This is a genomic window from Roseobacter sp., from assembly GCF_045106495.1.
Classification (GTDB): Bacteria; Pseudomonadota; Alphaproteobacteria; order Rhodobacterales; family Rhodobacteraceae; genus Roseobacter.
Map to the genome: position 1 here is coordinate 71,179 of NZ_JBGCEQ010000031.1, position 21,346 is coordinate 92,524.

General features: G+C 54.5%; 23 protein-coding genes. 8 read left to right on the top strand and 15 right to left on the bottom strand.

Annotation, left to right across the window (positions count from 1 at the left end; translation table 11 throughout):
• Window positions 1–180 precede the first annotated feature (180 nt).
• Window positions 181–1,095 (bottom strand): hydrogen peroxide-inducible genes activator, encoded by a 915-nt coding sequence (locus AB8B75_RS17760; RefSeq protein WP_405364147.1) that lies wholly within the window; start codon window positions 1,093–1,095, stop codon window positions 181–183.
• 107 nt (window positions 1,096–1,202) lie between these two features.
• Between AB8B75_RS17760 and katG the strand changes: the two genes are divergently transcribed.
• Together katG and AB8B75_RS17770 are read left to right on the top strand one after the other, a co-directional pair.
• Window positions 1,203–3,380 (top strand): catalase/peroxidase HPI, encoded by a 2,178-nt coding sequence (gene katG, locus AB8B75_RS17765; protein WP_405364148.1) that lies wholly within the window; start codon window positions 1,203–1,205, stop codon window positions 3,378–3,380.
• A gap of 107 nt (window positions 3,381–3,487) precedes the next feature.
• On the top strand, window positions 3,488–3,853 hold the full coding sequence (locus AB8B75_RS17770) for a DUF983 domain-containing protein (RefSeq protein ID WP_405364149.1): 366 nt from the start codon (window positions 3,488–3,490) through the stop codon (window positions 3,851–3,853).
• A 51-nt stretch (window positions 3,854–3,904) separates the two neighbouring features.
• Here AB8B75_RS17770 and AB8B75_RS17775 read toward each other — a convergent pair whose 3' ends face one another.
• The 5 genes from AB8B75_RS17775 to AB8B75_RS17795 all read right to left on the bottom strand — a co-directional run bounded on the left by AB8B75_RS17775 (window position 3,905) and on the right by AB8B75_RS17795 (window position 7,397).
• Complete coding sequence (locus tag AB8B75_RS17775) at window positions 3,905–4,543, bottom strand: 2-hydroxychromene-2-carboxylate isomerase (protein ID WP_405364150.1); 639 nt, start codon at window positions 4,541–4,543, stop codon at window positions 3,905–3,907.
• A gap of 88 nt (window positions 4,544–4,631) precedes the next feature.
• On the bottom strand, window positions 4,632–5,150 hold the full coding sequence (locus AB8B75_RS17780) for an OsmC family protein (RefSeq protein ID WP_405364151.1): 519 nt from the start codon (window positions 5,148–5,150) through the stop codon (window positions 4,632–4,634).
• 59 nt (window positions 5,151–5,209) lie between these two features.
• Complete coding sequence (locus tag AB8B75_RS17785) at window positions 5,210–5,674, bottom strand: CoA-binding protein (protein WP_405364152.1); 465 nt, start codon at window positions 5,672–5,674, stop codon at window positions 5,210–5,212.
• A gap of 2 nt (window positions 5,675–5,676) precedes the next feature.
• Window positions 5,677–6,045, bottom strand: coding sequence for a 2Fe-2S iron-sulfur cluster-binding protein (locus tag AB8B75_RS17790; protein WP_405364153.1), 369 nt, complete (start codon window positions 6,043–6,045; stop codon window positions 5,677–5,679).
• Window positions 6,042–7,397: a selenium-binding family protein gene (locus tag AB8B75_RS17795; protein WP_405364154.1), complete on the bottom strand. Its 1,356-nt coding sequence runs from the start codon at window positions 7,395–7,397 to the stop codon at window positions 6,042–6,044. The genes AB8B75_RS17790 and AB8B75_RS17795 overlap by 4 nt, the downstream gene beginning before the upstream one ends.
• A 72-nt stretch (window positions 7,398–7,469) precedes the next feature.
• Here AB8B75_RS17795 and AB8B75_RS17800 point away from each other — a divergent pair, with 72 nt between their 5' ends.
• Together AB8B75_RS17800 and AB8B75_RS17805 are read left to right on the top strand one after the other, a co-directional pair.
• Window positions 7,470–8,240: an IclR family transcriptional regulator gene (locus tag AB8B75_RS17800; protein ID WP_405364155.1), complete on the top strand. Its 771-nt coding sequence runs from the start codon at window positions 7,470–7,472 to the stop codon at window positions 8,238–8,240.
• Window positions 8,241–8,275: 35 nt separating this feature from the next.
• Window positions 8,276–8,674, top strand: coding sequence for a rhodanese-like domain-containing protein (locus tag AB8B75_RS17805; RefSeq protein WP_405364156.1), 399 nt, complete (start codon window positions 8,276–8,278; stop codon window positions 8,672–8,674).
• Between the two features lie 240 nt (window positions 8,675–8,914).
• Here AB8B75_RS17805 and AB8B75_RS17810 read toward each other — a convergent pair whose 3' ends face one another.
• Window positions 8,915–9,682, bottom strand: a complete 768-nt coding sequence (locus tag AB8B75_RS17810; protein ID WP_405364157.1) for a PaaX family transcriptional regulator C-terminal domain-containing protein — start codon at window positions 9,680–9,682, stop codon at window positions 8,915–8,917.
• Window positions 9,683–9,720: 38 nt separating this feature from the next.
• Window positions 9,721–11,757: a phenylacetic acid degradation bifunctional protein PaaZ gene (gene paaZ, locus AB8B75_RS17815; protein ID WP_405364158.1), complete on the bottom strand. Its 2,037-nt coding sequence runs from the start codon at window positions 11,755–11,757 to the stop codon at window positions 9,721–9,723.
• Between the two features lie 535 nt (window positions 11,758–12,292).
• Here paaZ and paaI point away from each other — a divergent pair.
• Genes paaI through AB8B75_RS17830 form a run of 3 tightly spaced genes read left to right on the top strand, consistent with a single transcriptional unit; the run spans window position 12,293 to window position 14,634 of the window.
• Window positions 12,293–12,727 (top strand): hydroxyphenylacetyl-CoA thioesterase PaaI, encoded by a 435-nt coding sequence (gene paaI, locus AB8B75_RS17820; protein WP_405364159.1) that lies wholly within the window; start codon window positions 12,293–12,295, stop codon window positions 12,725–12,727.
• Entirely contained in the window at window positions 12,724–14,034 is a 1,311-nt protein-coding gene (gene paaK / locus AB8B75_RS17825; RefSeq protein WP_405364160.1) for a phenylacetate--CoA ligase PaaK, read from the top strand. The genes paaI and paaK overlap by 4 nt, the downstream gene beginning before the upstream one ends.
• Before the next feature lie 3 nt (window positions 14,035–14,037).
• Window positions 14,038–14,634, top strand: a complete 597-nt coding sequence (locus tag AB8B75_RS17830) for a TetR/AcrR family transcriptional regulator (RefSeq protein WP_405364161.1) — start codon at window positions 14,038–14,040, stop codon at window positions 14,632–14,634.
• Between the two features lie 275 nt (window positions 14,635–14,909).
• On the opposite strand, the gene AB8B75_RS17835 is transcribed toward AB8B75_RS17830, so the two are convergent.
• The 7 genes from AB8B75_RS17835 to pcaF are packed head-to-tail and all read right to left on the bottom strand — an operon-like array spanning window position 14,910 to window position 20,092.
• Window positions 14,910–15,986 (bottom strand): 2Fe-2S iron-sulfur cluster-binding protein, encoded by a 1,077-nt coding sequence (locus tag AB8B75_RS17835; protein ID WP_405364162.1) that lies wholly within the window; start codon window positions 15,984–15,986, stop codon window positions 14,910–14,912.
• Complete coding sequence (locus AB8B75_RS17840; RefSeq protein ID WP_405364163.1) at window positions 15,965–16,357, bottom strand: hypothetical protein; 393 nt, start codon at window positions 16,355–16,357, stop codon at window positions 15,965–15,967. The genes AB8B75_RS17835 and AB8B75_RS17840 overlap by 22 nt, the downstream gene beginning before the upstream one ends.
• 14 nt (window positions 16,358–16,371) lie before the next feature.
• Window positions 16,372–16,830 carry a 1,2-phenylacetyl-CoA epoxidase subunit PaaD gene (paaD, locus tag AB8B75_RS17845; protein ID WP_405364164.1) on the bottom strand — a complete coding sequence of 153 codons (459 nt, stop codon included), beginning with the start codon at window positions 16,828–16,830 and terminating at the stop codon, window positions 16,372–16,374.
• 2 nt (window positions 16,831–16,832) lie between these two features.
• Entirely contained in the window at window positions 16,833–17,594 is a 762-nt protein-coding gene (paaC, locus tag AB8B75_RS17850) for a 1,2-phenylacetyl-CoA epoxidase subunit PaaC (protein WP_405364165.1), read from the bottom strand.
• Entirely contained in the window at window positions 17,594–17,902 is a 309-nt protein-coding gene (gene paaB / locus AB8B75_RS17855) for a 1,2-phenylacetyl-CoA epoxidase subunit PaaB (RefSeq protein WP_405364166.1), read from the bottom strand. Before paaB ends, paaC begins: the two co-directional genes overlap by 1 nt.
• Window positions 17,899–18,876, bottom strand: coding sequence for a 1,2-phenylacetyl-CoA epoxidase subunit PaaA (gene paaA / locus AB8B75_RS17860; protein WP_405364167.1), 978 nt, complete (start codon window positions 18,874–18,876; stop codon window positions 17,899–17,901). The genes paaB and paaA overlap by 4 nt, the downstream gene beginning before the upstream one ends.
• A gap of 13 nt (window positions 18,877–18,889) precedes the next feature.
• A complete protein-coding gene (gene pcaF / locus AB8B75_RS17865) occupies window positions 18,890–20,092 on the bottom strand; it encodes a 3-oxoadipyl-CoA thiolase (protein ID WP_405364168.1) in 1,203 nt (400 codons plus the stop codon).
• A 196-nt stretch (window positions 20,093–20,288) separates the two neighbouring features.
• Between pcaF and AB8B75_RS17870 the strand changes: the two genes are divergently transcribed.
• Window positions 20,289–21,320, top strand: coding sequence for a TRAP transporter substrate-binding protein (locus AB8B75_RS17870; protein ID WP_405364169.1), 1,032 nt, complete (start codon window positions 20,289–20,291; stop codon window positions 21,318–21,320).
• The last annotated feature ends 26 nt before the right edge of the window (window positions 21,321–21,346 follow it).

The following is a 21,346-nucleotide window of genomic DNA, read 5'->3' on the forward strand; positions in this document are numbered from 1 at the left end:
GGCGATCACATCTTCGCGCATGTCCGTCGATTTTGCCGCCGTGATCGCGCGTGCGCTGGCAATGATCGGAACACGGGGAGTGTTGCTCGAAAGATCTGGAAGCTCAAGGCTAACATCCAATGTAAAGCGCCCGGGTATCTACCGAATGCGAGGGCGCTTCCTAGACCTTCCGAACTTGGATCAAGTTTGATGCAATTGCGCGATTTTTTCATGTCCTGTCTGGCGGACAATTGCCGCAAGCTCCATGAGTTGTTTTTCCAAGGGGTTCGTTTTGCGCCAGAGCATACCGATTTGGCGTTTCGGTTTGTTGGACGTAAAGCGCGCTATCGAAACCGGAGCATTATGTGTTTCCAGTGCAACCGCAATCTCCGGGATCAAAGTTAGTCCGAGGCCCGCACTTACCATTTGGACCAACGTTGAGAGCGACGAACCTTCCATCACCAGGCTTGGATCAGAAGGGAGCACGTTGCAGAAAGACAGCGCCTGATCGCGGAAACAATGACCTTCCTCTAAAAGTAATAGCTTCATGTGTTGCAACCGGTCCGGGCTCGGAATAGGTAAGTCTGCATCCTTTTGCGACCTGACGAGCACGAATTCCTCCTCGAAGAGCGCAAACTCGCGCAAAGAGGGTTCCGAGATTGGCAAGGCTGCAATGATAAAATCAAGGCGCGATTGCAACAGGTCTTCAACAAGGGAACGGGTCACAGTCTCGCGGGGCATAAGCTCCAATGCGGGTAAGTGGTCTGACAGTCTTTGGATAATGGTCGGCAATAGGTAGGGCGCTACCGTCGGAATAACGCCCATTCGCAAACTGCCTTTGAGAGGCCCGTCGGAGGAGCGCGCAAGCTCCGAGATTTCCTCGACATCAGCGAGGACTTTGCGCGCTCGCAGCAAGAACTCCTGCCCAAGAGTTGTCAGCCGGATCTGGCGCGCCGTGCGTTCGACCAACGGCGCGCCGAGCAAACCTTCCAATTCTTTGATTTGCACGGATAAGGCCGGTTGAGAGATTGCACAATCCTCTGCCGCTCGACCAAAGTGTCCCATGCGCGCTAAAGCGTCGAAGTATCGGAAGTGTTTAAGCGTGAAGTTTATCATAACCTCAGCGTATCGCAGTTTTAAGTTTTTTCAATTGGAGTTTATCAAATTCAAGACCTATGAAGGGCATATCACCTACCAAATTTCAAACAGGAGGAGTTCCAGCGATGGATGGAAACAGAATGCCAGGACTTGGCGGATGCCCGGTTAATCACGGCGGCAATACGTCAATGGAGAAGCCGGTCACAAAGTGGTGGCCCAATGCTCTGAACCTAGACATCCTGCACCAACACGGTGCCCGCACGAATCCGATGGATGCGGATTACAACCATCGTGAGGCGGTCAAGGCGCTGGATTTCGAAGCTGTAAAGGCAGACGTGACCGCCTTGTTGACAGAAAGTCAGGATTGGTGGCCAGCGGATTGGGGCCACTATGGCGGTTTGATGATCCGCTTGGCGTGGCATTCTGCAGGGTCCTACCGGATGCAGGACGGTCGCGGCGGGGCTGGCTCCGGCAACATTCGCTTTGCGCCGCTGAATTCCTGGCCTGACAACGCGAGCCTGGATAAGGCACGCCGTCTGCTTTGGCCGGTCAAAAAGAAATATGGCAATGCGCTGAGTTGGGCCGACCTGATCATCTTGTCGGGCACCATTGCCTACGATTCGATGGGTCTAAAGACTTTCGGATTCGGGTTTGGTCGTGAAGACATTTGGGGCCCCGAAACGGACGTCTATTGGGGGTCCGAAAATGAATGGCTCGCGCCTTCCGAGAACCGTTACGAAAATCTCGACGATGCGTCCACACTCGACAACCCGCTTGCTGCGGTCCACATGGGTCTCATCTATGTGAACCCCGAAGGTGTGAACGGTCAGCCTGATCCTGCCCGCACGGCCCAGCATGTTCGCGAAACATTTGCGCGTATGGCGATGGACGACGCGGAAACCGCCGCGCTCACTTGCGGCGGTCACACCGTTGGCAAAGCACATGGTGCGCTTGACGGCGACAGCATTGGCGCTGAACCGGAAGCGGCCGGCATCGAAACTCAGGGTCTGGGTTGGACCAATCCGGATCATGCAGGTACCGCATCAAAAACTTTCACGTCAGGCATCGAAGGTGCCTGGACGAAACATCCCACCCAGTTCGACATGGGTTACTTTGACTATCTCTTTGGGTACGAATGGGAACTCACCAAATCCCCGGCAGGTGCGCATCAATGGGCACCGGTGAACATGCCTGACAGTGAAATGCCGGTGGATGCTGGTGACGGGTCTTCACCAAAAATGCCGATGATGACTGACGCGGACATGGCGATGAAAGTTGACCCGATCTACAACGAGATTTGCCAGAAGTTCATGGCAGATCCTGAGTATTTCAAGGATACATTCGCCCGCGCATGGTTCAAGCTGACCCATCGCGATATGGGACCACGTCCCAACTACTACGGCCCCGATGTGCCTGCCGAGGATCTGATCTGGCAAGACCCGATTCCCGCGGGACCTACAGGCTATGATGTTGCAGCGGTGAAAGCGAAAATCACCGATAGCGGCCTGAGCGCATCGGAACTCATTGCCACCGCTTGGGACAGTGCCCGCACTTTCCGCGGCTCAGACAAGCGCGGCGGCGCCAATGGCGCGCGCATTCGGCTGGCACCGCAGAAAGATTGGGTAGGGAATGAACCCACCCGTCTGGCAAAGGTGCTCGGCATTCTGGAACCTATCGCGGCATCGACCGGTGCTTCAATCGCCGATACAATCGTTTTGGGCGGTAATGTCGGCCTGGAGATGGCGATTAAAGCAGGTGGTCAGTCAGTTGAAGTGCCTTTCACGCCGGGCCGTGGTGATGCCGATGAAAGCATGACCGACGTGGATAGTTTTGGGGTTTTGGAGCCGGTCGCTGACGGTTTCCGCAACTGGCAAAAAGAGGCTTATTCGGTTTCTGCAGAAGAGATGATGCTGGACCGCGCGCAGCTTATGGGTCTGACCGCGGCAGAAATGACCGTTTTGCTTGGCGGAATGCGTGTCATCGGTGCCAATCACGGCGATAGCGCTTACGGCCGCTTCACAGATAGTGTTGGTGCGCTGACGCCAGACTTTTTCGTGAACCTCACGGACATGGGGCTCAGCTGGCATCCGCTGGATGATGGAACTTATGAGCTGCGGGATCGTGCGACCGGAGAGACGAAGTGGTCTGCGACCAGCGCGGATCTGGTCTTTGGCTCAAACTCGGTGCTGCGCAGCTATGCAGAGGTTTATGCGCAGGACGACAACAAAGAGAAGTTCGTACGCGATTTCGTTGTAGCTTGGACCAAGGTAATGAACGCAGATCGCTTCGATATGATTGCGTAAAAAGTTTGGTGCGGGCTGCCATCATCGTAGCCCGCACCATTTTTCCAGACACGTATCCTGGTGCTTTTTGAAAACCATCCAGCGTCCCATTTGAAAAGGGGAACCCAATGCAGCCGGAAGCGGAACGAAATACGCAACAGGCGCTTCTTCGTGGCTTTATGCTGAAATGCCCCTCTTGCGGGACGGGAAAGTCGATCCACAGATATCTGAAGGTCAAAGATCGCTGTGATCACTGCGGTCTTGAACTGCATCACGCAAGTGTGGACGACGGGCCTGCATATTTTACTCTGATGATCGTGGTGGCGCTTCTTTTCCCCCTGCTGGCGGTCATCTATACCCAATTTGATCCAGAGCCGCTTGGGGTAGCGATTTCACTGATGTCTTTTGCAACAGCGTTAGCCCTTTGGTTTTTACCTCGTGTCAAAGGCATGTTCATCGGCTTGCAATGGGCCAATCGGCTCTACGGTTTTTGAGGTCATAGGGTATCGCAGTCCCTTGTTGAAAGCGTCTTCCCTTCCAATTTGTTAATCAACGGGTGGGTTGAGCCATCGCGAAGGTTCAAAAGGCCTGTCCAGCGCACGTTCTACCAATTCAAGATGATCCTGGCCGTAAAACGGGTCACCATCGACAATATAGGTTGGTGAGCCAAAGATATTTTGGGTCCGCGCCCAATCGCAGTTATCCCGCAGCTGGCGCTGTATCTGTTCGGATGCCGCGTGCGCCAAAAGCTCTTTCGAATCATGCCCCAAGCCTGCGGCTACCGCTGCGAGCGTGTCGCGATCAGACAGGTCCGCATCGTCGCGCCAATGCGCTTGCAATAAGCCATGTGCCATTTGATCGGTTGCCTCGCCCCTGTTGCCAAGCGCTAGGATCAAACCAGAGGCGAGGCTGTAATCGGTGTCGTGATGGGTCGGTCGGTGCGATAGAATTTCTACCCCGCGGTATGCCGCCCAACGCTCGATTTCGCGGCCAAAGAAGTAGTCTACATGCGCCTGTGTGCGAGCGCGGAAGGGTTGGCTGCCTTGTGCTTCGACGACAGGCGATAGGATGATTGGCCGATGGATCAAAGTGACTGCGTTGGTCGCGCAGAGTCTTTGGAGTTGTGTCGAGCCTAAGTAGGCAAAGGCCGAATGGGCCGAGTAGACATATTCGATCACTGGCATGGCATTTTTCCTGCGGGCAATGGTGAATAACGGTTTCACGCACGTTGCAAGTTGAGCTCAATGGTTGGGGGCTTGTTCTGATGCTTTGCTAAGCCATTTCGATGCTCAGCGGTACAACGCGGCCGAGCGTATGGCCGACGGGTGATGTCGCAATTACCTTTTTGTGAAGGGCCTGCAAGGCCTCATCCGATCCATCGCTATCCATGGACACTTGCACACTGATGTCGCTGAAGCCGGCATTGCCGTCTTTCAGTCCCAGAAACGTATGTAGGTCGAGATTTCCTTCGACTTCAATTTTCATATCCTGGATCGTGATGCCTGCTGCCGTGGCGTTTGCCGCATATCCTACCGCAAGGCAATTGCCCAAAGCGCTCAAGAGTTGCTCGACTGGATTTGGCCCGGTATCCGTGCCGCCCAATTGAGCAGGTTCGTCAGATTTCGACGGTGCGAAATCGCGCACCTGAGCCTCTGACCGAAAGCCGCCATTCCAACGAACATCAGCCCGCCAGGTGGTCTTTGCGACCTGGGGTTCCGATGCAATCTTTTCGGCAAGGCTCGCCACCTTACCTATCTCAACGTTGTTCATCTGCGTGGTCACTGTTGTCATTTACTGTTCCTCCCTATTTTACCGTCAAGACAGCTACCCATGCATCGAGCTGGGACTGTTTAGATTTTCAGATCGAGCCTTGGCTTCCAGAACGGTCGGAAAAGTTCGATCTTTGGGCAGCGGTTCATGACCACTTTTAGCCCAGCCTCCTCTGCCAAAGCGGCGGCGCGTTCATCATAGACGCCGATCTGCCCCCACAGAACCTTTGCGCCTATGGCTATGGCCTGCTCCGCAATGCCATAGAGTTCTTCTTTGCGGCGAAAGACTTCAACCATGTCCACAGGTCGATCAATTTCGCTCAGCGACCGGTATACTTTCAAGCCCCGGATGTCTGTCAACGCAGGGTTCGGGTTGACGGGGATCATGTCATATCCGGTTTCATGCAATACCCGCAGAACCCCGTAACTGAATTTCGTTTTATCGGCGCTGGCACCCACCATTGCGATGGATTTCACCGACTTCAGAATATCTGCCAGATACGCGGGATCGTAGTCGAAAATGTGATCAATGTCTGCTTCGGGCATTGTCAGGTCTCTTTCGGAACGGCAATATTCGCCTTCAGTTCGTGGGGTTTCAGTGGGTCAAGAAACGGGTTGCGATAGAGCTTGTCGTGGCTTTCGACGCCAATTTCGAGCGTACAATCGGTGAGCGGACGTGCGACGCAGAGAATGACATAGCCGTTGTTGATTTGACGATTGTTGAGTGCGACCTGTCTGCGTTGATCGACTTGGCCAGCCGTCAGTTTGGCGGCACAGGTTATGCATCCACCGTACTTGCAACCGTAGGGTAAATCGACCCCTTGCGCGCGCAAACTTTCCAGTAAGGGGCGCCGCGCGTCGACCTGAAACTTGGCGTTTTCGCGGTTGGTGAGCGTTATGGTTCGGTGTTCTGTCACAACCAGATGTCACTTGTGCAATCGCCGCCCGGGTAGCGTGTCTCGTGACAGCGGCTTGGGCCATTGGGCTCTTTGCCAAAGTCGACCATGAAGTCCTTGTTGAGGCTCATGCCGCCGTTCTCCACATCGCAATCGATCATCATCATAACGCCGCCCTTCTCGCAGATCTCTGGATAGAACTGATTGTCCCATGTGGAAAAAAGCGAGGTTGTGACATAGAGGCGTTTGCCGTCGAGGCTCAGCTGGAACATCTGCGGGCCGCCGGCGACCTCGACGCCATTCACAACCGGGGCCTTGCCAAGCAGGCCACCCATGTAGACCTGACCGGTAAGAACCGGCTTGTGCGGGTCTGTGATGTCATATTGGCGCATATCACCATGTAGCCAGTTGTTGAGGTAGAGGTATTTGTCATCCATTGAGACCAGGATCGCCGACATCACGCCAGGGATTGGGATGGGCCATTCCGGGTGCGGTTCGTTGTCCACATCGATGATCTTTTCCCATTCCCATTTGCCTGCCTCGGATTTCCAGAAATGGATCACGTTTGCGCTGAGTGCAGCGCCACAAAAACCATGTGTGCTGTCGGGGTTGTGATGGAATTTCACCTCCAGCGGGATAAGGCCGTCTTCGCCAAGATACAGGCTTTCCACCGGTTCGCGTTTCTCAAAATCCCAGATGTGCAACCTGCGACCGTATTTTAGGTGCCCCACTTCTTCGAGATCGAAGCCGGGCATGAAGGTGTTGGGCGCCGCCCATTCGGAAGAGACCATTACATTGTGCCGGGGCTGGTACCAAAAATCATAACCAAAAGGGATGTCGCCCATAGAGTTTTCCCAGCGACCAATGATCTCGAAATCCTTGTTCATGTGGAGATAGCCGCCCGGCGCCTCGCCCATCGCATCGCCAAGGAAGGAAATAATGATTTCGCAGCCTAGGCAATGTACCGTGTGTGGGCCTGACAGATTGGCCTTGGCCTTGATCTCGGCGCCATCAATTACTTTGTACAGGCGCGGTGCACGCGGGTTGCTGGCTGTGTCGATTACGTGGATGTTGTTTGAACGGACGCCTGGGACCAGTAAGTACTTGCGCGACATGGAACCGTCGTTGTGACATGACGAACAGGCGTTCCAGCCCATATGGTGCAGTTCGTCGCCAATGCCGGGCATTTCCAGGCGGTGGATTACCTGACTGTAGGTGCCGCTGTCCGGGTCTGCATCCACCGTGGCCAAATAGTCAGGCTTTTGAATGCCGGTGCCGGTGTAAATCGCAATCGAATAGAGCAATCTCTCTCGTGGCGCTTTGATTGCTTCTGCGGGGCTTGCGTAGCCCGGACCGCAGCATGTTTCCGCCATTGAGTCTATCGCCCTCCCGCAGTATGTATTTTATTACTTTGCGATAATAATGTTCTTACGGAAAGAGAAAAAGTGTACTTAGAACGCCTTTTGTCAATTGTAGAGGTTGTTGCCGGGTTAGGGGGCTCAGCTGCAATGACGGTGTCGGAGATTGCCGAAGCGACCGGTGTACCCAAGCCCAGCCTCTACCGGCAGGTGAACGATCTGGTGGAAGCAGGTTTGCTGGAACCGCGCGAGAATGGGCGCTATGGGATTGGTATGCGCGCCCGACGTTTATCAGATCAGTTTGTCTCGCCGGACGACGTTAAGCGTCTGGCCTTGCCGTTGCTGAAAAAGGCCGCGCGCGAGATCGGTGTTGCTTTTTTCCTGGCGCGTCTCCGCGGAGCGTCGGTCGATGTCATCCACGCTGAGGTGCCCGTTACTGGCGTCTCCTATCTTCATCCGGGTATCGGCGCGCGACCGTTGCATGCCTGTTCATGCGGCAAGGCAATCGCCGCATTTTGCGAAGGCCACGCATTGACCCAAGTACTTTCTGGCCGTTTGCGGGCTTTTACGGATCATACCAAGACGGACTTAGGGAACATCAGGGATGAATTCCTAACCATACGGGCCCAAGGCTATGCAGAGTGCGTCGAGGAACTGGAACAAGGGATTTGCTCCGTCGCGGCACCGATAAAACGTGCGGACCAACCGGTGGAGTACAGCATTGGCGCCACAGGAACGTTACGCGTGTTCACGCCGTCATTCCGAGCATCGTTGGGTAGTAATCTGGTCGCGGTATGTTCAGAAATGAGCTATCTTTTAGAAGACCAGGACGTTGGCGCAGCGCATCGAGCTGGCTGAGTGGTAAAATTGAACTTCAATACTGGAAACAAACAATGCCTCAAAACATTACAAAAGGCTCAAAGGAGATCGTAAAAGCCGCTCTTGCGGTCGTGCCAGCGATCAACGTGGAAGACGCAGCCAAACTAGTAGGATCTGAAGATCACGTCTTTGTCGATCTGCGCGACGGAACCGAGCAAGTCAAAACAGGCGTGATTCCAGGCGCTATCGCGTCGTCTCGCGGCATGATGGAATTTCACATTGATCCTGAAAGCCCGGCGCACAATCCGGCATTCAACCAGGATAAAACCTATGTTTTCTACTGTGCTTCTGGTGGTCGTTCAGCGCTTGCCGCTGCCGTAGCAATCGATATGGGTCTGACACCAGTTGTCAATTTATCCGGGGGCGTTGCGGCTTGGTCCAAAGCAGGCGGTGATCTGGTGCCGCTTGGGTGAGCAAATCGTCTCAATATTGTTGTTTTGGATGGGGCGTGTGATGCACCATCGACGAGGGTCACTATGACGAAAGTGGCTTACTGGGCGTAAAAATGCCGCCCGAAAGGCTCGAAGAATTGACGGATCACTCTGTGAAGTATGGATCGTGGAGAGGTCGAAAGCCTTTATAGGCGACTGGGATCGTCATTGGGTAGCAGATGCTCACGATGAATCTTACTACCGCGTTCTCCAGGCTGGCCACTAGATCTCGCTTGGGTTGTTTAGGCGGGACAGGTCCGGAGACCCAAGGCAGGCGAGGCAGTGATGCGCCGACCTTTCTGCCTCCATGCCACGCCAATGGGTCGGGAAAAGATGGCGGGGCAACGGCGGTATGCGCAGCGCGACGCGCCGCCACGTATGGACAACAAGAACCCGCATGACAACGATGGACAGGGCCCTTGTTAAGGGGCTTTTTTCCAGACGATTTTCAAGCAAACCCAATTGATGTGCAACAAGATTGGTCTGTTCGATGAATTCCGGAACAAACAGTTTCTCCAACATCCAAATGGGCAGTTCGTCGCAGGCCTTCAAGCGCTTTTGGAAATGGTCAGGATCCATTGTAAGTTGAGATGTGATCGTCAAATTCGTAGCGACCGAATAGCCTTCAACGCCATCACCGGCGCGATGCATCGCGATCCAGGCTGTTTCCGGCAATTCAATCGATTGATAAATTCGCGGGCTTGCAGCGATTGTTTCGCGCCGCCCTAGTTCGGTCAGCTTGTAGATACTGTTGCGACCTTGCCGTTCGTTTTGGAGCCAACCGTCTTTGCGCAAACGATGCAACGCCACGCGAATGGCTTCGGGTTTGACTCCGATTGCCGAAAGAATCTTGTTCAGGGTTTGTGTAGATACCTGGTCCTCATTACTTTGCGCGAGGTCGCCATATAGCGAAACAAGAAGCGACCAGACACGCGGAGGCTGATCATTGGTAAGCAATGAAATCAAATGTTTGAGGTCTGCATCTGCCATAGCAAGTTGTTTAGGGGCCGCCGCAGGAAATGCCAAGATCAGCGGGAATAGGCATTCATTGTCAGCAGCTCGTATTCCGCAACTGTTTCATCGGCCTGATTGGTCAGCGTCGCATGCCAACGTATCTCGCCATAGTCTTGGTTACGCGGTGTCTTCTTCTTGACTGTGAGACGCACTTTTATGCTGTCGCCTGCTTCAACGGGCTTCATGAAGCGCAGATTTTCAAGGCCGGTGTTGGCGAGCACCGGGCCTTCATTCGGTTCGACGAACATGCCCGCTGCGAAGGAGATCAAGAGGTATCCATGGGCAACACGGCCCGGGAAAAACGGGTTTCGCGCCGCGGCCTGTTGATCCATGTGAGCATAGAACTTGTCGCCGGTGAAATGGGCAAATGTCTCAATGTCCTCGGTTGTGATCTGACGCGCGGCGGTTCGGATGGTTTCGCCGATGGCAAGCTCATGGAAGGTGCGGGTGAACGGGTGCGCGGGCCCCTTGATCTCGGTCGCACCGGGCACCCATTTTTGACCGATTGCTGCGATGATGTCAGGGCTGCCCTGAATTGCAGTCCGCTGCATGTAGTGCATCACACCGCGAATCCCGCCCAATTCCTCGCCACCGCCAGCACGACCAGGGCCTCCATGCACCATATGGGGTAACGGGGAGCCGTGACCGGTAGCGTCTTTCATACTGTCGCGGTTATTGAAATAAAGCCGTCCGTGGAAAGAGCCCGCGCCGATAGCAATCGCGCGCGCCACAGCAGGGTCATGGGTGAAAACAGATGCCACAAGCGAACCTGCGCCGCGGTTCACAGTTCGGATCGCATGATCCAGATCGCGGTAACCCATTACAGTGGAAACCGGACCAAAGGCTTCAGTTTCATGAATGCGGGTAGCCTCGTCTGGATTTGCGCAGTGGAACAGCATTGGCGGCAGGAAAGCACCTTTCTCCTTGTCGGCGCCGCTCACTTCGAAGTTGTCCGGGTCACCAAACACGCGCTTGGCTTCTGTCCCAATGATCCGGGCCTTTTCCAGCACATCTCTCTTTTGGGCGTTCGAAACCAGCGCACCCATTTGGGTTCCGTCCGCCTGCGGGTCACCGATGACGGTTTTGGACAGTTTGGCCTTCAAGGCCTCAAGCACGGTGTCAACTTGCGCCTGTGGTGCCAGGATACGGCGAATGGCGGTACATTTTTGGCCTGCTTTTGTCGTTATTTCGCGGACGACTTCCTTGATGAAAATCTCAAATTCAGTCGTGCCAGGTATTGCGTCCGGTCCCAGAACTGAAGCGTTCAAACTGTCTTGTTCTGCTGTGAAGCGGACCGCGTTCTTCTGGATATGCAAGGCCGAACGCAATTTCAACGCCGTGTCAGCGGATCCGGTGAAGCTGACCACGTCCTGACAGGTCAGCTGATCCAGCGTGTTGCCGAGACCGCCCGAAACCAGTTGCAAGGTACCTTCGGGAAGATGGCCACTTTCGATCATTACTCTTACAGCCAGCTCCGTAACGTAGCAGGTCGAGGTCGCGGGTTTGACAATAGCCGGAACGCCAGCAAGCAAGGTAGGGGCCAGCTTTTCGAGCATGCCCCAAACCGGGAAATTGAACGCATTGATATGGACCGCAGCCCCTTGTAGCGGCGTGCAGATATGCTGACCCAAGAAGTTCCCGCCCTTTGACAGAACTTCGACATCACCTTCGAGGTACAAATGTGCGTCAGGTAACTCGCGACGACCTTTGGAGGCGAAGACAAACATGGTGCCGATGCCACCGTCGACGTCGATCATGTGATCGGATTGCGTAGCGCCCGTAGCAAAGCTTAGATTGTAGAGTTGCTGTTTCTGCTCAGTCAGACAAAGCGCCAATGCTTTGATCATACGCGCGCGGTCATGGAAGGTCATCGCACGCAGGGCAGGGCCGCCTGTGTTACGGGCGTAGTCAAGCATTGCAGCGGTATCAAGCGCGTCGTTGCCTGCGCGTGCCATCACCCGTCCGGTGGCGGCATTTTCGATGTCGCGAGCTCCCTTGCCGGGCGCAACCCAGTTTCCGTTTACAAAACTGCGCACGTCCAGAACGCCCATGAACATATCCTCTCGGGAGATTCGTGTTAACAAGTAATATATTGACCGTCCGGTCGGTTTATGCAAGCCTTGCCGCATGCCGATGATACCAACCTGACCCGTGCAAAAAATGCATGCGCAAGACCGCGAACACTGGACGAAAACTATGCTGCACTTTCGAGGCTGCCTGAGCTGCATAGAAAACAGGATACATCTTGCTCGACGTTCGAATTCGGAAATAGCCCGAGGTTTCTGGATGAGGGTTCACCGTTGACCGGGCGCGAACGGGACCATTGCAATGGTCTGGATTCAAGCCGTCGCCATCGTTTGAAGCGGCACTACTTGCTCAACCTGAGAAAAACGGTGCGCGCACTTCACGTGCCTTTGATCCAATCGGGAGTTCGTCTGATCGTCCTCGTCACTAATGCCAGGCGCCCCGGAAATGCACTGAAATGGCGCCGAATTCAAATGAATGGCTTGAAGTGCGAAGCGACGGGCACATGAGCGGGAAAGCGGACTTTCTGAAAGACTGCACAGGCTTTCAAGGGGTAGCGGGATGACGCCAAAAGAAAGGGCTAAGGCTTCTGCGGTGGCTATGTGGGCGGGTGATGGCGCATCCAATTGGATGGGCATGTCTATGGTAGAGGTCGACGAGGGCCGTGCAATTCTGCAGCTAACGGTCGAGCAACACCACTGCAACGGGCACGGTATCTGTCATGGCGGAGTGACTTTTTCTTTGGCCGACAGCGCCTTTGCCTTTGCTTGCAACAGCCGCAATCAGGCGACGGTTGCGCAGCACAATACCATCACTTACATCGCGCCCAGCCGCCTTGGCGACACACTGACTGCAACGGCATGCGAAGTATCTCTGATCGGACGCAACGGGGTCTATGATGTCCAAGTCATCAATCAGGATGGCACGGTAACTGCGGAATTCCGTGGCTTGTCTCGCGCCATCCAAGGCACGCTTTTTGACGAGGTAGACCCATGAAAGATCTGAGCCCAAAACCTGGAGAGCTTGATCCGATTGAAACCGCCAGCCGAGACGAGATCATAGCTCTGCAGATTCGGCGGATGAAATGGTCGGTGCGCCATGCCTATGACAACGTGCCGATGTATCAGGCCCGATTTGATGCCTGTGGCGTCCACCCGGACGATTTGAAAGATCTTAAGGATCTCGCCAAATTTCCGTTCACCTACAAAGATGACCTGCGCAACAATTATCCTTTCGGCCTGCGCGCCGTACCGAAAGACCAGATCGTGCGGCTTCATGCGTCGTCGGGGACCACGGGCAAGCCTACAGTGGTGGTCTACACGGCAAATGATATTGACGTTTGGGCCGACACTCTGGCCCGGTCGTTGCGCGCTTCTGGTTTGCGCAAAGGTGATGTGGTGCACAATGCTTATGGCTATGGCCTGTTCACAGGAGGGCTTGGCGCGCATTACGGCATCGAACGGCTGGGTGCAACGGTCGTACCAATGGGGGGTGGGCAAACCGAAAAGCAAGTAAGTTTGATCACTGATTTTCAGGCTGACGGCATCATGGTGACCCCATCCTATGTGTTCAATATTCTGGAAGAATACCGCAAACAGGGAATGGATCCGCGAGAGTCATCGCTCAAAGTCGGGGTTTTTGGTGCAGAGCCCTGGACCAACGCGATGCGACATGAGATTGAAGCGGCCTTCGACATGCACGCCGTTGATATCTATGGTCTCTCGGAAGTTATGGGGCCGGGTGTGGCCAACGAATGCGTTGAAACCAAAGACGGCCTGCACGTCTGGGAAGATCATTACTACCCCGAGATCATCGATCCGGTGACGGGTGAAGTTCTGGAAGACGGCTCAGAGGGCGAACTGGTTTTCACGACGCTGACCAAAGAAGGCATGCCGATGATACGTTATCGAACTCGCGATCTAACGCGTCTGCTGCCGGGCACCGCGCGTAGTTTGCGTCGAATGGAAAAGATCACCGGGCGCACGGACGACATGATCATTCTGCGTGGCGTAAATGTGTTTCCCACTCAAATTGAAGAGCAGGTCATGGCCACAGATGGTCTGGCGCCCTATTTCCAGATCGAGCTCTATAAGTCAGGTCCGATGGATGCCATGCGCGTGTTGGTCGAGGCGAACCCCGGTGCGACCAGCGATTCAAGCCGACGACATGCGCAAGACGCACTGAGCAAACGGATCAAGGACAAGGTCGGTGTAAGCGCTGAAGTGCGGGTATCTGATCCCGGCGGAGTTGCCCGGAGTGCGGGTAAGGCCGTCCGGGTTATCGACAAGCGAGCGGAAGGGTAGAATTTGGCGCGCACGATCGCAAAGGATTACGATGAAAAACGGGTTCGAATACTAAAAACGGCAGCCAGTGTCTTTGCACGTGAAGGTTTTGCACGCGCCTCGATGAACCAGATTGCCAAGGAATGCGGTATCTCCAAAGCAAACATTTATCACTACTATGATGGCAAAGATGCGCTGTTGTTCGATATTCTTGAAACCTATTTGTCCGAGTTGCGCGACAGGGTCTGCAATCTGCATCTGGGTGGTATCAGCGCGCAGGAAAAACTCCACCGGATCGTTTTCGAAGCGCTGCTCGCCTATGAGGGTATGGACAACGAGCACAAGATCCAGACGGAAGGCATTCCGCTTCTACCGCCCCAACAACAGGATGTTTTACGCGGTTATCAGCGCGATATGGTGAACCTCTTATCAAATGTTTTGAAAGAGAATGCACCTCGTGTTTTTGAAGGCGATAAGGCAAAACTACGGGCGGCGACGATGTCGATTTTTGGCATGCTCAATTGGTTCTACATGTGGAACAGCAAATCCGACAAGCTTGCGCGTGAAAGCTATTCGGAGCTAGTTGCCAAAATGACTTTGAACGGGATCAAAGGGCTTTAGCCCTTACGTCATTGGTGACCATGGCTATGCTGCGTTCGCGATTCAGCGCGCAAATGAGGCCAGCGGAAGCTTGTCGAAAAACGCTATTGCGTCGGTTAGTACGGTCTTCAGCGAATGGGCTCGAGAACTGATAAGGGATGCATCCGGGATGGTTTTACCGCCCTGGAGGGTTCCTTCAGGAATGGGTCGATTGCGCTGCTCACCTTGAATTTAAGAGTGGTTCTCCGACAGATGTGCGGAGAAATTGCATGAAAACAGAGGTGGTGAACTAGCCGTCAGTGCCCGCCACCGTCATAATCGATCGCAACCTTGTCGGTCAGCGCGAAGGATTGACAAGCCAGGATGAAGCCCTGCTCGACTTCATAGTCCTCCAGCGCGTGGTTCGCGGCCATCTCGACCCGGCCCTCTTTGATCCGGCACATACACGTAGAGCAAACACCTGCTTTACAGGCAAAAGGCGCATCGAGCGCGTTTTCCAACACTGCCTCCAGAATTGATGTGTTCTTGTCGGCTGTGAGAGAACGCTTAGCGCCGTCAATTATAACGGTGAGCTCGTAAGTATGGTGTGCGACGTCGCGAGCGGTGCCATTTGCTGGCCTTGCTAACTTACCAGGCTGACCGCTGGCAAAAAGCTCGAACTTGATCTGCTCCTTGTCAAGACCATGAGCTTTCAAAGCCGCAGAAATGCCAAGCATCATCGGTTCGGGCCCGCAGATGAACGCGGTGTCTACCGAGGTCACGTCGACCCATTGTTTGAAAAGCTCGGCGCATTTTTCTTCCGTCACCCGGCCCGTGAATAGGTCGATGTCCTGGCTGTCCTGCTCCAGCACATGGATCACCGCCAGTCGCCCCATATAGTCGTTCTTGAGATCCTCAAGCTCTTCGCGAAACATGATCGTGTTCACGCCCCGGTTGGCATATATTAGCGTAAACGAGCTGCCCGGTTCTTCTGCCAGAACGGTGCGCAGGATTGATAGGACCGGCGTGATACCTGAGCCACCCGCAAAACCGAGGTAGTTCTTGGCTTTACTCGGTTCGATTGCAGCGTGAAAATTGCCGGCCGGCCGCATTGCTTCGAGTGTTTGACCAACGGTCAATTCGGTATTTGCCCAGGTTGAGAAGGCGCCGCCATCCACGCGTTTGATCCCGACTTGTAGGTGGGGCGCACCGCGTTCTACGCAAATCGAGTAGGATCGGCGGATTTCTGTGCCGTCGAAGTCACGCCGGAAAGTCAGGTACTGACCGTGGGTGAAGTCGAAATCCGCACCAGTACCGGGTTGAAGCGTGACAACGACCGCATCCTTGATCGTCTTTTCAATGCCTGTAACGGTCAGTTCATGAAAGCGCGCCAAAACGTTTCTCCATTTTGTTCAAGCATGACGGAACAATTTTGACGTGATGCAACAACGCCATCGGGCAGCTGGGCAGGCTGAAGTTGGTTCGTGCAACCCTTGCTCAACAGGTTCTTTTCGTCGGTCGCGTCTGGTGACATCTTTTCGGTCACCATCAAAAGGGCAGTTTCTGACATGTTGTCGTCAACTTCGCTGGCCGCAACCGCACCAAAGAAGGGCACTGGCGCGCCAATTTGGATATACGGGACCAGATAGCCCACGATGATTGCATCTTGCTGAGCAACTTTCTTTAACAGACCGGTATCGCGCGTTGCTGTCGCTTTGGACGTCGCATCGACAGCAGCTTGCAGGCTGGCGGGTGCATCAAACACGTGCTGTTCCCCACTTAGATACATTTGAAGTAGTCAAAGGGCTCCAGACAGGCGTTGCAGCGCCAGTGGGCCTTGCAGGGTGTCGAACCAAATTGGCTTACAAGCGAGACGTTCCTGTCATGGCATTGCGGACAGCGCTCAGGTCCTCCGGTAATTCGAGGCGGGGCAATGCCATATTCTTCAAGCTTGGCGCGCCCTTTGTCGGAAAGCCAATCGGTTGTCCAGGGCGGAGAAATCTGGGTCTTGATGCGAATATCATTCAAGCCCCGATCACGTAGTGCCGTCTCGATGTCCATGGATATGACACGCGTGGCTGGACAGCCGGAATAAGTCGGAGTTACTGCAACTTCCAGCGTATCCTGATCCCATGCCAGATTGCGCACGATGCCCAGATCCACGACTGAGATTACGGGGATTTCAGGGTCTGGTACGGCATCAAGCCAGGTCCAGATATCGTCGACATCGGGTTTCATCGCTACCAGCTCAAGCCTGGGTAGGCGCGCTGCAGATATTGCATTTGCGACAGCATGTGACCCAGGTGTTCCGTGTGTCTAAAGCCGTTCTTGCCGCCCTTGTGGGCAAATTCGTTTGCGGGCTGGGTCAAAGTCGCTTTGCCAAAAACCTGCGCGTATTTCGCAAAACAATCATCTCTCAACTGCGAAGGTAGAGGGGCGATTCCCTCTTCCTCGACGGCGATGTCCGCCTCATCGTCATGATACATCTCGCCTACGTAGGTCCAAAGCGCATCCAACGCCGATTGCATTCGGTCGTGGCTTTCCTGTGTTCCATCACCAAGGGCGATTACCATCTCGGAGGAGCGGGTAAGATGGTATTGAACTTCCTTGATGGATTTGGCGGCGATCTCGCTGACTTGCGTGTTTGACGAAGACTGCAACTGATCCAATTGGGCGAGATGCCAGGTATCGAACAGGAACTGACGCATCATCGTATGGCCGAAGTCCACGTTGGGACGCTCGACCAGCAAAATGTTCCGGAAATCGATTGCATCGCGGAGCATTGCCAAATCGTCGGCACTCCGGTTCTCGCCTTCGACCTCGCCTGCGAGACCCAGCCACATTTGGGTCTGGCCAATCAAGTCAAGCGCGATATTTGCCAGTGCTATGTCTTCTTCCAGTGCGGGGGCCAGGCCACACCATTCACTGATACGATGACCCAACACCAAGGTGTTGTCGCCCGTGCGACACAAGAACGCGAAGATTTCGTTTTGAGGACCCATCACATCGCTCCTACATCATCTGGAATGTCGAAATAGGTGGGATGCCGGTAGACTTTGGACTGCGACGGTTCATACATCGGACCCTTGTCGGAGGGCGATGATGCTGTGATTTGAGCTGTTGGTAGAACCCAAATGCTCACCCCTTCGTTACGGCGAGTGTAAACATCGCGCGCATTCAGGATTGCCATCTCGGCATTCGCAGCATGGAGCGAGCCCACATGGCGGTGCGCCATCCCGTGTTGACCACGGATGAACACTTCCCAAAGCGGCCATTCACGGCGGGGCGGGGTCTTGGCTTGATCGCTCATTCGGCTGCAACCTTTCGTGCTGCTGTTTTCTCGGCATGGGCCATCAACCCATCACGGACCCATGCTCCCTCATCCCAGGCCTTGTTGCGTGCGGCCATACGGTCGGCGTTGCACGGGCCATTGCCTTGGATAACGTCGTAGAATTCCTGCCAGTCGGGTTGCGAATAGTCATAACCATCCTTTTCCTCATTCCAGGTCAGGTCTTCATCCGGCACAGACAATCCCAGGTATTCAGCTTGCGGGACGGTTGCATCGACGAATTTCTGTCGCAGCTCATCATTGGTGTTCATCTTGATTTTCCAGCGCATGGATTGCGTGGAATGTACTGAATCTTTGTCCGATGGGCCGAACATCATTAATGCGGGATACCAAAATCGGTTGAGCGCATCCTGCGCCATTTTCTTTTGAGAAGGCGCGCCCTTCGACATCTTCATCATAATGTCGAAGCCCTGACGCTGATGAAAGCTCTCCTCTTTGCAGACTCGGATCATCGCGCGGGAGTACGGCCCAAAGGACGTGCGCTGCAATGGCACCTGGTTCATGATCGCGGCGCCATCGACCAGCCAACCCACCGCGCCCATATCAGCCCAGGTGAGCGTCGGGTAATTGAAGATCGAGCTGTATTTCATGCGGCCATCGAGCAGCATTTCGGTCAGTTCATCGCGGCTGACGCCAAGGGTTTCGGCAGCGCAATAGAGGTATAGGCCATGCCCTGCCTCGTCTTGGATCTTGGCCAACAAGATTGCCTTGCGCTCCAACGTGGGCGCGCGGCTTAACCAGTTACCTTCTGGCAGCTGGCCGACGATTTCGGAATGAGCATGCTGCCCGATCTGGCGGATCAGAGTTTTGCGATAGCCCGCAGGCATCCAGTCTTTCGGCTCAATTTTTTCGCCAGCATCGATGCGTGCCTGAAAGGCGGCGAGCTTTTCGGGGTCTTCCTGTGTTGCTTCGGTTTCAACCATTTGGGCATACATGGCTTGTTCTCCTTTAAACGCGTTCCAGGATAAGTGCAGTACCCTGACCGACGCCCACACACATGGTGCACAGCGCATAGCGACCTTTGGTCCGCTGCAACTGATAAGCGGCTGTCAGTACAAGCCGCGCGCCGGACATGCCAAGCGGGTGGCCCATGGCAATCGCGCCGCCATTGGGGTTCACATGGGGCGCATCATCGGCGACACCCAAGCGCCGCAATGTCGCGAGGGCTTGGCTCGCAAAGGCCTCGTTAAGCTCGATCACGTCCATCTGATCAATCGTAAGGCCTGCTCTTTTCAAGACTTTCTCACTGGCCGGAGCAGGCCCTATGCCCATTACGCGGGGTGCGACGCCGACGGATGACATGGCAATGATCCGTGCCATGGGTGCCAAGTTACTGGCTTTGGCTGCTTGTTCCGAGACAATCAACAAGGCGGCAGCCCCGTCGTTGACGCCGGACGCGTTGCCAGCGGTAACGCTCAGGTCAGGGCCATTGATGCCTTTCAGTTTGTTAAGTTTTTCAACTGTGGTGCCCGGGCGCGGGTGTTCATCACCTGCGACGATAATCGGATCACCCTTGCGTTGAGGTACAGAGACGGGGACGATTTCGTCCGTAAAACTTCCGGCTTGCTGGGCGGCAAACCAGCGGTCTTGACTGCGAACGGCAAAGGCATCCTGGTCAACACGGCTGATCGCATCTTCCTCAGCCACATTGTCTGCAGTCTGCGGCATGGAGTCGATGCCGTATTGCGCCTCCATTATTGGGTTCACGAAGCGCCAGCCAATGGTCGTATCATAGAGGGCGTTGGCGCGGTCAAAAGCGCTGTTGGCCTTTGGCATGACAAATGGGGCGCGGCTCATGCTTTCAACGCCGCCTGCAATGGTGACGTCACAATCGCCTGCTTTTATGCTCCGAGCAGCGACACCCACAGCGTCCATTCCACTGGCGCAAAGGCGGTTTACAGTCATAGCTGGAACGGTTTCCGGCAAGCCAGCCAACAAGGCTGCCATACGCGCAACGTTCCGATTATCTTCGCCGGCTTGGTTGGCCGAACCAAAGATTACCTCGTCGATGAGCGATAGGTCCAAAGTCGGATTGCGTTCGACTAAGGCTGCGATCGGTAAAGCTGCCAAGTCGTCTGTGCGGATAGAGGACAAAGCGCCGCCATATCGGCCAATGGGCGTTCGGACACCATCGCATATCAGGGCTTGCACCATGTTCTCCCTAAATTAATCGACCGATCGGTCGATATATGATAACCATAATTCTCACAATAATAGGTTACAGTATGATCATCTGCAAGAAAATGTGTAACTTATGAAAAAAGTGGCGCCGAAGTATAAATGCCTTTGCACTATTATGCAAATCATGCAATATAACGCATAACTAAAGAAGAATGGGAGGAATAATATGATTAATCGAAGGACGCTGATGTACGCCTTGAGTGCCGCCGCGGTCGCAATTGCCGAACCTGCTGCTGCTCAAGAGTTCGAGTTCAACTTGCAAAGTTTCTTACCTGCGCAAGCTACGATTCCCTCAAAGATCGTTGATGTCTGGGCTGATAAGATCGAAGCCGATTCGGAAGGCCGGATCAAGATCAATCGTTACGCATCGATGCAACTTGGTGGCAAGCCGCCTGAATTGCTGGATCAGGTCATTGATGGCGTTACGGATATGACTTGGAACGTGATCGGATATACACCAGGGCGCTTCCCGTCCACCGAAGTGTTTGAACTTCCATTTCTGGTGAACGATGCCAAGCCCGCGTCGGCAGCTTTCTGGACGATGCTGGAAGAAGATATCGCAGAGCGCGAGTTCTCTGACGTCAAGGTTCTGGGCGGCTGGGTTCATGGTCCTGGCGTGATTCACACAAACAAAGAAGTCACGTCACCGTCTGATTTCAACGGCATGAAAATCCGAGGCGCATCCCGTCAGGTAAACACCTTGTTGAGCACGTTGGGTGCTACACCAGTAGGAATGCCCGTGCCTGCCGTTCCAGAAGCTTTGTCCAAAGGCGTTATCGATGGCACCACGATCCCTTGGGAAGTGACTAAGGCGCTAAAGGTTCCCGAGTTGGTCGAGAACCATACCGAGTTCACCGGGCCGATGATGTATACGGTTACCTTTGTGCTGGCCATGAACAAAGGAAAATACGAAGCGCTTCCGGATGATCTCAAGGCGGTCATCGACGAACATTCCGGCATGGCGTTCTCAGTCTTTGCCGGTGAAGTTCAGCAAGCCTACGACGAGCCCGCGCGTGAGATCGCATTGGATCGTGGTAACAACGTTGTCACGCTCGACGCAACACAATCCCAAGCATGGGCAGATGCCGCGCAGCCGGTGTATAAGTCCTGGATTGCCGAAATGAACGAAAACGGCATTGACGGACAGGCGCTGATTGACCGTGCCAAGGCTTTGATGGCAGAAAACTCCGGCTTGTAATTTGATATGGCGCGTCCTGACTGCTA